The following is a 13,986-nucleotide window of genomic DNA, read 5'->3' on the forward strand; positions in this document are numbered from 1 at the left end:
CATGACAGGAAAGCATGCGGTAAAAGCCTGGCTGGGTGTGTGTCTGGTGTCTCTCCTGACAGCATGCTCCCAGGGCAGCGGATTTTCAGATCTTGATCAGTTCATGGCCGAGACGGGGGCAAAACCGAGAGGGTATGTTGAGCCCTTGCCGGAGTTCAAGGCGTACGAAGCTTTCAGTTACTCAGCGGCAGATCGTCGGGCGCCCTTTGAGCCGCCGATTGATGTCCAGCTCACTATGGTGGACGAACAGCCGATCAGTGATGTGGAGCCGGATCTGGATCGTCCCAGAGAGGTTCTCGAGAATTTTGACCTGAAAGCACTTCAAATGGTCGGCACGCTTCAGGGTGCATCGGGTAATCTGTTTGCTCTGATTGAAGACGATACCGGCGGGATCCATCGAGTCCGCAGGGGAAATTACATGGGGCAGAACTACGGTCGCATTGTGGGCGTTAGTGAAACCCGTATCGAGCTCATTGAAATCGTTCCCAATGGCCGGGGTGGCTGGGTAGAGCGTCCTCGCTCCCTGACCCTGGAAGAGGGCGCAGGCTAAGGAGCGGCTGGATGAAAGTTGAAAGAAACATGCACGTACAAAAAAGTTTAGGGTCGAGGCTAGCGATGTTCAGAAAACTCAATGTATACGTCAGCGTGATTGCTTTTGGGTTGTTATCCGGCCTGGCCAACGCGGTCACGCTGGAAGACGTGTCGTTTTCGTCGCTACCGGGCGAGCGGCTTGAAGTTACACTGCAGTTTGACGGGGCACCGCCGGAACCTTCCGGTTATACCATTGAGCGTCCCGCTCGCATTGCGGTTGATCTTCGGGACACGACCAGTGGTCTTGAAAGTCGCAGTGTGCCTCTGGGATCAGGCAACGCCCAGAGCATGACCGTGGTGGAAACCAAGGATCGCACCCGGCTGATATTCAACCTGGTCGAGCTGGTTCCCTATGACACGGTTCGTTCGGGCAACTCCCTGGTCATGACAATTGGCGGCCAGGCCGATGCCGTTGTCGCGAGTTCCTCCGCTCCCGCGTCTCAAAGCAGCTCAACATCGGGCTCCATGTCTGCCAACGCTCTGGCCGGTGTGGATTTCCGTCGGGGCAAGGACGGTGAAGGTCGCGTTCTTGTTGATCTGGGTAGCTCCAGCACGCCGGTGGACCTGACAGAGCGCGCCGGTAAGATTCGCCTGACGATGGACGGTATTGAAGTACCCTCAGACCTGCGGCGCCGACTCGATGTGACAGATTTCGCCACCCCGGTTACCCGTATTGACACCTTTGTGGAAGATGGAAATGCCGTGGTCGAGATCACCCCCGAGGGGAATTACGACTACATTGCCTACCAGTCCGGCAGCCAGTTTACCGTCAGCGTTGAAGAATTGAGCCAGGAAGAGGCTGAGTCCCGCAGGGAAGAGAAGTTCCCGTATACCGGTGACAAGCTGTCCCTGAACTTCCAGGATATTGAAGTGCGCTCGGTCCTGCAGCTGATTGCTGACTTCACCGGCCTGAACCTGGTTGCCAGTGATACGGTAGGCGGCAGCATTACTCTGCGTCTGCAGAATGTTCCCTGGGATCAGGCGCTGGATCTGATTCTCAAGACCAAAGGCCTCGATAAGCGTCAGATCGGCAACGTATTGCTGGTAGCGCCTGCAGACGAAATCGCAGCGCGTGAGAAACTCGAGCTCGAAACCAACAAGCAGATTGCCGAGCTGGCCCCGGTTCGTCTGGACATCATTCAGGTCAACTACGCCAAGGCTGCCGACATTGTTGCCCTGATCAAGGAAGATGAGGAGCTGATTTCAGACCGCGGATTTGTCTCCTCGGATGTTCGCACCAACACCATCAGTATTCGTGAGACTGCGCAAAAGCTCGAGGAAATCCGTCGGCTTGTCTCCACATGGGATGTGCCGGTGCGGCAGGTATCCATCGAGGCGCGAATTGTCCGGGCCCAGACCAATGTGGCTGAAGATCTCGGTATTCGCTGGGGTGGTGCCGCTTACGATGTGAGTGGCGATAATGTATTCACTGTCGGAGGCTCGCAGCAGTCCTTGCAGGAGGCGCGTGATGCTGCAGCCGGAAACAGCAGTACAATCACCTTCCCGGGTGCGCTGGCGGTCGATCTCGGTGTGAGCGGTGAAGGCACTTCCTCGTTTGCCATTGGCTGGGGCAGCGATGACTTCCTGGTTGACCTGGAGCTGTCTGCGCTGGAGAGCGACGGCCAGGCCGAAGTGGTTTCACAGCCTCGTGTTGTGACCGCGGATCGCCAGACAGCGTCTATCAAGTCTGGTGAGGAAATTCCTTATCAGCAAGCGTCTTCCAGCGGTGCGACAGCGGTCTCGTTCAAGGAAGCCGTGCTTTCTCTCGAGGTGACGCCGCAAATCACCCCGGATGACAAGATTATTATGGATCTGGTGGTCAACCAGGACTCCCGTGGTGAAGTTACCGCCGGTATTCCTTCGATCAATACCAACCAGGTGACCACCCAGGTTCTGGTTGGCAACGGTGAGACGGTGGTGCTGGGTGGTATCTTCCAGTCGCAAGTTGCGACCCAAACTACGAAGACCCCGTTCCTTGGGGATATTCCCTACCTGGGTCGTCTTTTCAAGCGTACCGAGAAAATTGATGAGCGCAGTGAGCTGTTAATTTTCATAACGCCCAAGATCATCAAGAGCGATCTTGTCCGGTAACCGGGATCCCGAAAAAAAGCCGCCGCCTGGAACCCGGCGGCTTTTTTGTGCCTGAATTCCCCACAGGCCGGGTACGGAGCTTATGCAAGTACCGGCCCTGTGATATTCTCACCCGCCTGATCAAAACTGAGCGGAAGTTATGTCTTTGCCGAAACGCGTTGTCCTGGTTGGCCCCATGGGAGCAGGGAAAAGCACGATTGGCCGGATGCTCGCCAAAGAGCTCGGCTATCGTTTTCTTGATTCTGATCGCATCATTGAAGAGCGGTGCGGGGCTAACATTCCGTGGATTTTTGATGTTGAGGGCGAGGATGGATTCCGTTTGCGGGAAACAGCCATGCTGGACGAGTTGTCCCACGAGGACCGAACCGTGCTGGCTACTGGTGGCGGAGCTGTGATGCGCCAGGAAAACCACCCGATTCTCAAGAGAGATGCAACGGTCATCTATCTGAAAACATCCATAGAGCAGCAGGTAGAGCGAACACGCAAGGACCGCAATCGGCCTTTGCTACAGAACGACGACCCTGAGGCGGTCTTGCGGAAACTTTTCTCAATCCGCGATCCGCTGTATTCAGGTCTCGCGGACATCATCATGTTCACGGACAGAAAGAGTCCCCGGCTGGTGGTACGTCAGCTGGTCAATCGGCTGAACCCGAAAACGCCGCGTCACAAAAGGCAGATACGTAAGGAAGGTCGCAACCATGTCTAATCGGTATCGGGAGCTCTCGGTAGAGCTCGGTGAACGCAGCTACCCCATATTTATCGGTGAGGGTCTTCTCGGCACTCAGGATCTATCAGCTTTTGTTTCCGGGGCGCAGGTCATGATCGTCACCAATGAGACTGTGGCACCACTCTATCTTGAACGGGCGAAAGCCTGCTTTCCGGGGAAGCGGGTTGATACCGTCGTACTTCCGGATGGCGAGAAGTTCAAGGATTGGCAGACTCTTAACAGCATCTTTGACGGTCTCCTTGAACAGCGCCACACCCGAAAAACCACTCTGGTCGCCCTCGGTGGAGGTGTGGTCGGGGATATGGCTGGTTTTGCAGCAGCCTGTTATCAACGTGGTGTACCGTTCATCCAGATTCCAACGACGCTGCTTTCCCAGGTCGACTCTTCTGTCGGCGGCAAAACTGGCATCAATCACCCGCTTGGCAAGAACATGATTGGGGCTTTTCATCAGCCGCAAGCGGTGTTGATAGACACGGCAAGTCTACAGACTTTGCCCGCCAGAGAGGTGTCAGCGGGGCTGGCGGAAGTTATCAAATATGGGCTGATCCGGGATCAGGGCTTTCTTGGCTGGCTTGAAGAGCGCATGGATGCATTGGTCAGTCTTGATCCGGAGGCGCTGGCAGAGGCCATCTTCAGGTCCTGCGCTTGCAAGGCCGAAATTGTTGCACTTGACGAGCGCGAAGGTGGCCTCAGGGCGATCCTGAATCTTGGTCACACCTTCGGCCACGCGATCGAAACCTATGCCGGTTATGGCAACTGGCTGCACGGGGAAGCAGTGGGCACCGGTATGCTGATGGCCGCCGAATTGTCCGCGCTTGAAGGGATGATCAGCCGTGACGATTGTGATCGTATTAACCGACTGATCCTCCGGGCCGGTTTACCGGATAAGCCCCCGGCTGCGATGACGGCCGATGACTTTATGAGTTTGATGGCTGTCGACAAGAAAAACGTGGATGGCCTTTTAAGGCTGGTCCTGCTTCGTTCGGTTGGAGACGCCGTGGTCACATCCGAAGTGAGTCCTGAAAACCTTGCTCTCACCTTTGCGCGTTTTTGCAGCTCGATATGATGACGGCCCGAAGGCATCAATGATTTGGTAGCGGACCAGAAGACAAGGAAGACCCGTGACTGAAGAAAGCTTGAACAGTCTTGATGGCGGAGGCCTGTTCCCCAGGTTGCAGCAGCGCTACAGCCTCCGTGCCAACCCGCTGGAAATGGAGACGCCGTTCTTTCCGGATGCCATGCGTCATCACGCTCTGGAAGCGTTGCGCCATCTATGCGGCTTCGGTGATATGGCTCTGTTATTAACCGGAGCTGCTGGCTCGGGCAAAACCCGAATACTGGCGGAGCTGGTCCGCAGCGAATCATCCAGACTCGACTTTCACCGTATACCGGCGGCAGCGCTGACCAGCGCCCAGGCCCTTGCCCGGGACCTGAAAGCGGTTTCCCGCTCAAATCTCGGCCCGGAAGACAGCCCCCGAGACCTGGTTTATGGCTTTTTCAAGTGGTCTGAATCGCGGGTCCGAAAGGGCCAGCGTATGGTCCTTTTGATTGACGATGCCGACCGGGCGCCGACGGAGTTGCTAAGGCTTATCCTGTCCGCCTATCTGGCTTCAGAGCGTGGCTCTTCTGCCGTTCCGGTGTTTGCCGGAACGGATAGCCTGGTCCAGTCGATGGGCCTGGATGATGCGAGCACAAGTGTCCACCAGATACATCTGCGGCCTCTCACCAGGGATGAAATCGTTGCCTATCTGGAACCACGGGTTCACGCTGCCGGCGGCAAGGCAGGGGAACTTCTGAGTCCGGCCCGGGTCTCCAAAATTCACGCCCTGAGCCAGGGTAGCTTTGCGCGACTCAAGCGTGTGACTCCGGGCGTTTGGCTGGACATGGTGGCCTCGCGGAGTGTCGATCGCCCTAAGCACGTTCCGTGGAAGCGGTTCCTTTTGCCCGGGCTGGCCCTTGTGCTCCTTGCGGGCTCCTGGTGGTTTGTGTCGCGCCAGTATGATGAATCCGTGGCCGGCGAGACTGTAAAAGCACCGGAGCCGGTGAGAAAGAGTATAACCATTGGGCCTGAAACAGAGAATTCAGTGCCATCCCCGGAAGAGCCGTCGCAGGACCAGCCTGCCGTGGAGCCTGAAACGGTATTGACAGAGCCGGTAACCGAGCCGGAAGCTGATCAGCCAGAGCCAGAGCCAGAGCCAGAGCCAGAGCCAGAGCCAGAGCCAGAGCCAGAGCCAGAGCCAGAGCCAGAGCCAGAGCCAGAGCCAGAGCCAGAGCCAGAGCCAGAGCCAGAGCCAGAGCCAGAGGCCGCGCCGGGCTTCACTCCAGCAAACCCGGCGTATTTTTCGGCGATTGATCAGGTTCGGGCGCGTGGAGGCTGGACCATTCAACTGGTGGCCGGCAATCTCGAACAGACTGCTCTGAACGTTATTTCCCGCTATTCACAGCTTGGTGATCTGGTCTACACCCGCGGGGAAAGGCAAGGCCAGCCCTGGTTTATGGTATTCTATGGGGAGTTTCCTACCCGGGAGGCGGCAAATGCCGCGGCAGCTGGTTTGCCAGAGGAGCTGGCTTCCAGGTCACCCTGGGTGCGTCCGGTCGACAATTTATAGCGCCGCTGTTTCGGCGCTAACTCGTTGTTCCATAACCTTGTCGACTGGTAATCCCGGTTTCGGCTTCCCACAATAACGTCACGCCGATTTGAGTACGTATTTCTACGTGTGTAAAATAGCCAGCCCCCATTTTCAGTGTCGAAGGGTGGTTGTTTGGCTGTGCGCCAATTAACTCTTTGATTGAAAAGCATTTCTACGCGAGAGAACGCTTATGATGACAGGTTTGTATCATCCCGATGAATTCAGGGACAACTGCGGATTCGGTCTGATTGCCCACATGAAGGGCGAGGCCAGCCACAAGTTGTTGCAAACTGCCATCGAGTCTCTGACCTGCATGACCCACCGAGGTGGTATCGCTGCAGACGGAAAGACCGGCGATGGTTGTGGCCTTCTGATCCAGAGCCCGGATGGCTTTCTGAAAAAAGCCGCCAAGGCAGCGTTTGGTAAGGAGCCGGGTGATCTTTTTGCTGTCGGCCAGGTCTTCCTGAACCCCGACGAAGCCAAGGCTTCGGCTGGTCGTGCGGCCATCGAGAAACGGTTGACCGAGCAGGGCCTGGAGATTCTCGGCTGGCGCGAAGTGCCGGTCGATGACAGCTGTCTCGGTCCTATGGCGCTTGATTGCCTGCCCCGTATCGAGCAGGTCTTCGTGGTGCCTGGTGGCAAGGCGGAGCGTGATTTTGCGATCAGTCTGTTCGTGGGCCGTCGCCACGCCGAAAGCGATATGGCCGACGATCCCGAGTTCTACATCTGTAGCCTGTCACACCGCACCCTGGCCTATAAAGGCCTGATGATGCCGGCAGATCTGGCCAACTTCTACAAGGATCTGGGTGACCCCGATCTCGAGACCGCCATCTGTGTTTTCCATCAGCGGTTCTCCACCAACACCATGCCACGCTGGCCGCTGGCCCAGCCGTTCCGGTATCTGGCTCACAACGGTGAGATCAACACCATCGACGGCAACCGTAACTGGGCCATCGCCCGGGCCGCCAAGTTCAGCTCTCCGGAATTGCCAGATCTGCAGACCCTGCAGCCTCTGGTGAACCTCACCGGTTCTGACTCCTCAAGCATGGACAACATGCTGGAAGTGCTGCTTGCCGGCGGTGTTGACCTGTTCCGCGCGGTCCGCATGATGATTCCGCCAGCCTGGCAGAATGTCGACAGCATGGATTCAGAGCTGCGTGCGTTTTACGAGTACAACTCCATGCACATGGAGCCTTGGGATGGTCCTGCCGGTCTGGTCATGTCGGACGGCCGCTATGCCGTCTGTATGCTCGACCGGAATGGTCTGCGCCCGGCCCGGTGGGTCATCACCAAGGATGATTTCATCACGCTGGCCTCAGAGATCGGAACTTACGGTTATCAGCCGGACGATGTGGTAGCCAAAGGCCGTGTCGGACCGGGTCAGATGCTGGCGATCGACACAGAGTCCGGTGAAGTCCTGCACACCAAGGACATTGATCAGCGTCTCAAGACCGCTCAGCCTTACAAGCGCTGGCTGCGGGAAAACGCTCTCCGCGTCGAGACCACTCTGAATCAGGACACCCCGGATTTCAGGCTGATGGATTCCGGCGAGCTTCTGGTGCACCAGAAGATGTTCATGGTCTCCTTCGAAGAGCGTGACCAGGTATTGCGTCCGCTTGCGGAGAACGGCCAGGAAGCGGTTGGATCAATGGGCGACGATACCCCAATGGCCGTGCTCTCGAGCAAGGTACGCCACGTGGCGGACTACTTCCGGCAGAAGTTCGCCCAGGTGACCAACCCGGCGATTGACCCTCTGCGTGAGTCGATTGTCATGTCCCTGGAGACCTGTCTGGGTGCCGAGCGCAACGTATTCGAGGAAACCGCCGATCACGCAGACCGCATTATTCTGACGACACCGGTTCTGTCGCCTGCCAAGTTCCTCAAGATTGCCAACAATGAGCGCCCGGGTTTCGAGGTCGCGCGTATTTCCATGAGCTACCGCCCGGAACAGGGATTGGAGCAGGCGATTCGCCAGGTTTGTGAGGAAGCGGAACAGGCCGTCCGGGATGGTAAGGTGCTGCTGATCCTCACCGACAAAGATTTGAAGGAAGGTGAACTGCCGGTCAATGCCCTGATGGCAACCGGTGCGGTCCACCACCATCTGGTCAAGAAAGGACTGCGTTGCGATTCCAACATCGTTGTTGAAACCGGTTGGGCTCGCGATCCCCATCATTTCGCCGTGCTCTTCGGTTTTGGTGCAACAGCGGTCTATCCGTACCTGGCTTACCAGGTTCTGAACGACCTGATCCGTACCGGCGAACTGCTGATGGATCCGATTGATGCCAAGAATAACTACCGGAAGGGCATCAACAAAGGGTTGCTGAAGATACTGTCGAAGATGGGAATTTCCACCATCACTTCCTATCGTGGCGCCCAGCTGTTTGAGGCGGTCGGTCTGGCCGATGATGTCGTTGACCTGTGCTTCAAGGGTGTGCCCAGCCGAATTCAGGGTGCCGGGTTCTACGACTTCCAGCAGGACCAGGAGCAACTGGCGTCTGTGGCCTGGAAACCGCGCAAGCCCATCATTCAGGGTGGTCTTCTGAAGTACGTCCATGGCCAGGAGTATCATGCCTTTAACCCGGATGTGGTCGGTAAGCTCCAGGAGGCGGTGACCAGCGGCGACTATGGCCACTACAAGGAATACGCGGGTCTGGTTAACGAGCGTCCGGTTGCGACGCTCCGTGACCTTCTTGTCTTCCGGAAAGACATCAAGCCGATTGATATTTCGGAAGTAGAGCCGGTTGAAAACATCTTCCCCCGCTTTGATTCGGCCGGTATGTCACTTGGTGCCCTGTCACCCGAGGCCCACGAAGCCTTGGCGGTGGCCATGAATACCCTGGGCAGCCGGTCTAATTCGGGCGAGGGCGGTGAAGATCCCGCTCGCTATGGCACTGAAAAACGCTCGAAAATCAAACAGATCGCGTCCGGACGTTTTGGCGTTACAGCCGAATATCTGCGTAGTGCGGATGTCATGCAGATCAAGGTGGCCCAAGGTGCCAAGCCGGGCGAAGGCGGCCAGTTGCCCGGTGGCAAGGTCAATGAACTGATCGCCCGCCTGCGTTATTCGGTCCCGGGCGTAACGCTGATTTCACCGCCGCCGCATCACGATATCTATTCCATCGAGGATCTGGCCCAGCTGATTTTCGACCTCAAACAGGTCAATCCGCAGGCTCTGGTGTCTGTGAAGCTGGTCTCTGAGCCCGGCGTCGGTACGATTGCCGCAGGTGTGGCTAAGGCGTACGCCGACCTGATCACGGTGTCCGGGTACGATGGCGGTACAGCGGCGAGCCCGCTGACGTCGATCCGCTACGCCGGTTCTCCCTGGGAGCTGGGGCTTACCGAAACCCAGCAGGCGCTGCGAGCCAATGACCTGCGTGGCAAGATTCGCCTGCAGACTGATGGCGGCCTGAAAACAGGTCTGGACGTGGTAAAGGGCGCGATCCTTGGTGCCGAGAGCTTCGGTTTTGGTACCACCCCGATGGTTGCGCTGGGTTGTAAATACCTGCGTATCTGTCACCTGAATAACTGCGCGACCGGTGTGGCTACACAGAACGACCACCTCCGTGAAGAGCACTTCAAGGGCACGGTGGAAATGGCGATGAATTTCTTCCGCTTCGTGGCCGAAGAGACCCGGGAGTGGATGGCCAAGCTGGGCGTGCGTACCCTGGAAGAGCTTGTGGGTCGCGTTGACCTGCTGGAGCGCCTGCCCGGTGATACCGAACGTCAGAAGAAACTGGATCTGAGTCGCCTGCTGTCTAACGACCATATTCCTGCAGACAAGCCGCAGACCTGTCAGGTCGAACGGAATCACCCGTTTGATGAGGGCAGGCTCGCGGAACAGATGGTTCAGGATACCGCTGCGGCGATCAAAGAGAAGAGTGGAGGCGCGTGGTCCTATCGAGTCACCAACTGTGATCGCTCTATTGGCGCCCGCCTCTCTGGCGAAATCGCCCAGATCCATGGTAACCAGGGTATGGTGGATGCACCGATCACCCTGGACCTGACCGGTACCGCTGGCCAGAGTTTTGGTGTCTGGAACGTGGGTGGTCTCAACCTGATCCTTGAAGGGGACGCCAACGACTACGTCGGTAAGGGCATGACCGGTGGCAAGCTGGTTGTGAAGCCGCCCCGCGGCAGCGCGTTCAAGACCCAGGAAACCTCTATCGTCGGCAATACCTGTCTCTACGGCGCAACCGGCGGCAAACTCTTTGCTGCCGGAACCGCGGGTGAGCGATTTGCAGTTCGTAATTCCGGTGCCCATGCCGTTGTGGAAGGCGCCGGAGACCATTGCTGTGAATACATGACCGGTGGTCTGGTGACGGTGCTGGGCTCTACTGGCCACAACTTCGGTGCTGGTATGACCGGTGGCTTTGCTTACGTCATGGATATCAACAACACGTTCGTGGACAAATACAACCACGAGCTGGTGGAAATTCAGCGGATTTCCAGCGAGGACATGGAGTCCTACCGCAATCACCTGCGTGGTGTAATCCGGGAGCATATCTCGGAAACCGGCAGTGAGTGGGCAGAGCACATTCTTGAGAATTTCGACGACTACATTGGCCGCTTCTGGCTGGTGAAACCCAAGGCTGCGAATCTGCGCAGTCTGCTGGCCAGCACCCGGGCGCGTCCGGAATAAGAGGCTGAGAGGGTTTGGGGCGAGCAGCCTGGCTGCCGCCCTTGTCGAAATCGAGTTGATGAGAGCATCCAGATGAAAGAACGACTGAGTAATGACTTCCAGTTTGTCGAGGTTGGACGTGTCGACCCGAAAAAGGTCCCGGCCAAGAAGCGGAAGAAAGAGTTTGGTGAAATTTACCACCCCTTCACAGCAGATAACGCGGCGTCCCAGTCCCATCGCTGTCTTGAGTGTGGTAACCCCTATTGCGAGTGGAAGTGCCCGGTTCACAACTATATTCCGAACTGGCTCAAGCTGGTTTCCGAAGGCAATATCATGCGGGCCGTCGAGTTGTGTCACCAGACCAACTCCCTGCCTGAAGTTTGCGGCCGCGTTTGTCCGCAGGATCGCCTGTGTGAAGGTGCCTGCACCCTGAACGACGGGTACGGCGCGGTTACCATCGGGTCTGTCGAGAAGTACATTACCGATACCGCCTTTGCCCTGGGCTGGAAACCGGATATGTCCGCCGTGAAGTGGACAGACAAGAAGGTTGCCGTCATCGGCGCTGGGCCTGCGGGTCTGGGCTGCGCGGACGTTCTGGTTCGCAATGGCGTCAAGCCGGTTGTATTCGATATCTATCCGGAAATCGGTGGTCTGCTGACCTTCGGCATTCCCGAGTTCAAGCTGGAAAAATCCGTTATGACCCGCCGCCGCAAGGTGTTCGAGGAGATGGGCGTGGAATTCCGCCTGTCTACCGAGGTGGGCAAGGACGTTCAGTTGCAGGAGATCATTGACGAGTACGATGCCGTTTTCATGGGCATGGGCACCTACACCTACATGAAGGGAGGTTTCCCGGGTGAGAACCTGCCGGGCGTGTACGATGCACTGCCGTTCCTCGTTTCGAACGTCAACCGTCGTCTCGGCTTCGAGAAAGACGAAGCAGACTTCATCGACATGAAAGGCAAGCGGGTTGTTGTCCTGGGTGGCGGCGATACGGCCATGGACTGCAACCGCACCTCGATCCGTCAGCAGGCCGAGAGCGTCACCTGTGCCTACCGCCGGGATGAAGCCAACATGCCGGGTTCTCGCCGGGAAGTGGCCAACGCCAAGGAAGAGGGCGTTAAGTTCTTCTTCAATCGTCAGCCCATCGCCATTATTGGTGAAGACCGGGTTGAGGGTGTGAAGGTGGTTCAGACCCGTCTGGGCGATCCCGACGAAAATGGTCGTCGCCGTCCGGAAGTGGTCCCGGGTAGCGAGGAGGTTATTCCTGCGGACGCGGTTCTGGTCGCCTTCGGTTTCCGTCCGAGCCCGGCCGACTGGTTCGATGAGCTGAAGGTGAATACCGACGATTCGGGCCGGGTAACTGCTCCGGAAGGCGCAGAATTCATGTTCCAGACCAGCAACGAGAAGATCTTTGCGGGCGGGGACATGGTCCGTGGTTCCGATCTGGTCGTAACCGCTATCTGGGAAGGCCGTCAGGCTGCCGAAGGCATCATGGATTACCTGGATATCTGATTGCACGGTTGATCCTGATCAGAAGGGCGGTTTCCTAAGGGAAAGCCGCCCTTTTTTATTCCCGCAAACCGGGTATTATGGCCTCCATCCAATTTTCCCCTTTGTACAGAACACGCTGGATTTCCTATGACCGAGCTGAAGAATGATCGTTTCCTGCGCGCCCTGATGCGCCAGCCCGTGGACCGCACACCGGTCTGGATGATGCGACAGGCGGGGCGTTACCTGCCGGAATACCGTGCGACAAGGGCGAAGGCCGGGGATTTTCTCAGCTTGTGCAAGAACACGCCGCTGGCCTGTGAAGTGACGCTACAGCCCCTGGAGCGTTTCCCGCTGGATGCGGCCATCCTGTTCTCAGACATCCTGACCATTCCGGATGCTCTGGGTCTCGGCCTGTACTTCGAAACCGGCGAGGGCCCGAAATTCCGGAACACGATCCGCTCCGAAGCCGATGTTGCCGCTCTGCCGAAGATCAACGCTGAGGTGGACCTGGATTACGTCATGAACGCGGTCTCCACCATCCGCGGTGCGCTGAATGGCAGTGTTCCCCTGATCGGCTTCTCCGGAAGCCCGTGGACCCTCGCCACCTATATGATTGAAGGGGGCTCTTCCAAGGATTTCCGGGAGGCCAAGAAGCTCATGTATGGCCAGCCAGAGGTTATGCACCGCTTGCTGGATCATCTGGCGGACGCGGTCATTGACTACCTCAACGGCCAGATCAAGGCCGGTGCCCAGGCTGTACAGATTTTCGATACCTGGGGAGGCGTTTTGAGCAGCTGGGCGTACGAAGAGTTCTCGCTCCGCTACATGAGGAAGATCGTTGACGGCCTGATTCGCGAGAGCGATGGTCGCCGGGTGCCAGTGATCCTGTTTACCAAGAATGGCGGTCAGTGGCTGGAATCCATTGCCGATTCCGGTGCGGATGCCGTTGGTCTGGACTGGACTACCGATATCGGTAATGCCCGGGCCCGGATTGGTGATCGAGTGGCCCTTCAGGGCAACATGGATCCGGCGATGCTGTATGCACCGCCTGAGCGGATCCGGCAGGAAGTGGCTGATATCCTCAAGCGCTTCGGTTCCGGCAATGGGCACATATTTAACCTTGGTCACGGGATTACGCCGGATGTCGATCCGGAGCATGCAAAGGCGTTCATTGAAGCTGTGGTCGAGCTGAGCCCGGAGTATCACCGCTAAGACTTGGATTTTTGCGTCTCCTAGCCTGTGAATATGCGGGCTAGCCTGCTGTAGGGCCCTTTCCAAAAACCGCTACGAGCACGTCCATGTGGCTTGTCTCCGGCCTTCCATGGCCTCCGACATTTTTGGAAAGGGCCCTACAGCAGCCTTGTTTGTTCTGCAGAGATATATCTGCTCAAAAACTCCTCTGGAAGCGATCTTCTGTCCGGTCTATAGTCAGGTAAAACAAGACCGGTAAACAGGAGTAACCACTTGCCCACCAAGACCCCAGAAAAGCGCCGGTTCCACCGGATCGAGTTTGATGCGCCGTGTGAGCTCCACTGCCAGGAATCCGTCTGGACGACGGAGGTGCTGGATATTTCGCTGAAAGGTGTTCTGGTGAAGCGGCCGGAGGGTTGGCAGGTCCCCTTAAAGCAGCCCTGCGAAGTGATTATTCATCTGAATGATCATGAGGCAGGTATTGTTATGGCGGTAGAGCTTAGGCACGTGGAGCCGCACCGGCTGGGTTTCAAATGCCAGTACATAGATCTCGATAGTGCTACCCACTTAAAACGCCTAGTGGAACTTAACCTCGGAGATCAGGCGTTGCTGGAAAGAGAGTTTGCCCACCTCATTGATTAGAGCTT

9 protein-coding genes are annotated in these 13,986 nt (G+C 57.3%); all 9 read left to right on the plus strand.

Annotated features, from left to right (window positions below; all coding sequences use genetic code 11):
* The first annotated feature begins 1 nt into the window (after position 1).
* Positions 2–550 (plus strand): pilus assembly protein PilP, encoded by a 549-nt coding sequence (locus AC13E3_RS04510; protein ID WP_482901762.1) that lies wholly within the window; start codon positions 2–4, stop codon positions 548–550.
* 65 nt (positions 551–615) lie between these two features.
* Positions 616–2,682 carry a type IV pilus secretin PilQ gene (locus AC13E3_RS04515; protein WP_482901763.1) on the plus strand — a complete coding sequence of 689 codons (2,067 nt, stop codon included), beginning with the start codon at positions 616–618 and terminating at the stop codon, positions 2,680–2,682.
* Positions 2,683–2,821: 139 nt separating this feature from the next.
* Positions 2,822–3,388, plus strand: a complete 567-nt coding sequence (aroK, locus tag AC13E3_RS04520) for a shikimate kinase AroK (protein WP_008170790.1) — start codon at positions 2,822–2,824, stop codon at positions 3,386–3,388.
* Positions 3,381–4,475: a 3-dehydroquinate synthase gene (gene aroB, locus AC13E3_RS04525; protein ID WP_136629681.1), complete on the plus strand. Its 1,095-nt coding sequence runs from the start codon at positions 3,381–3,383 to the stop codon at positions 4,473–4,475. The genes aroK and aroB overlap by 8 nt, the downstream gene beginning before the upstream one ends.
* 55 nt (positions 4,476–4,530) lie before the next feature.
* Positions 4,531–6,018 carry an SPOR domain-containing protein gene (locus tag AC13E3_RS04530; protein ID WP_482901764.1) on the plus strand — a complete coding sequence of 496 codons (1,488 nt, stop codon included), beginning with the start codon at positions 4,531–4,533 and terminating at the stop codon, positions 6,016–6,018.
* A gap of 211 nt (positions 6,019–6,229) precedes the next feature.
* Positions 6,230–10,678 (plus strand): glutamate synthase large subunit, encoded by a 4,449-nt coding sequence (gene gltB, locus AC13E3_RS04535; RefSeq protein ID WP_482901765.1) that lies wholly within the window; start codon positions 6,230–6,232, stop codon positions 10,676–10,678.
* Positions 10,679–10,750: 72 nt separating this feature from the next.
* The gene (locus AC13E3_RS04540) at positions 10,751–12,169 is read left to right on the plus strand and encodes an FAD-dependent oxidoreductase (protein ID WP_053114383.1); all 1,419 of its coding nucleotides are present in this window, start codon (positions 10,751–10,753) and stop codon (positions 12,167–12,169) included.
* A 126-nt stretch (positions 12,170–12,295) separates the two neighbouring features.
* Positions 12,296–13,360, plus strand: a complete 1,065-nt coding sequence (gene hemE / locus AC13E3_RS04545; RefSeq protein WP_008170779.1) for a uroporphyrinogen decarboxylase — start codon at positions 12,296–12,298, stop codon at positions 13,358–13,360.
* A 252-nt stretch (positions 13,361–13,612) separates the two neighbouring features.
* Positions 13,613–13,981, plus strand: a complete 369-nt coding sequence (locus AC13E3_RS04550; RefSeq protein WP_008170777.1) for a PilZ domain-containing protein — start codon at positions 13,613–13,615, stop codon at positions 13,979–13,981.
* The last annotated feature ends 5 nt before the right edge of the window (positions 13,982–13,986 follow it).

This window comes from Marinobacter sp. L-80 (assembly GCF_056859395.1).

Bases quoted from the DNA above. Each gene is read 5' to 3' on its own strand.
- AC13E3_RS04510 (WP_482901762.1), top strand. From the start codon at position 2: ATGACAGGAAAGCATGCGGTAAAAGCCTGGCTGGGTGTGTGTCTGGTG.
- AC13E3_RS04515 (WP_482901763.1), top strand. From the start codon at position 616: ATGTTCAGAAAACTCAATGTATACGTCAGCGTGATTGCTTTTGGGTTG.
- aroK (WP_008170790.1), top strand. From the start codon at position 2,822: ATGTCTTTGCCGAAACGCGTTGTCCTGGTTGGCCCCATGGGAGCAGGG.
- aroB (WP_136629681.1), top strand. From the start codon at position 3,381: ATGTCTAATCGGTATCGGGAGCTCTCGGTAGAGCTCGGTGAACGCAGC.
- gltB (WP_482901765.1), top strand. From the start codon at position 6,230: ATGATGACAGGTTTGTATCATCCCGATGAATTCAGGGACAACTGCGGA.
- AC13E3_RS04540 (WP_053114383.1), top strand. From the start codon at position 10,751: ATGAAAGAACGACTGAGTAATGACTTCCAGTTTGTCGAGGTTGGACGT.
- hemE (WP_008170779.1), top strand. From the start codon at position 12,296: ATGACCGAGCTGAAGAATGATCGTTTCCTGCGCGCCCTGATGCGCCAG.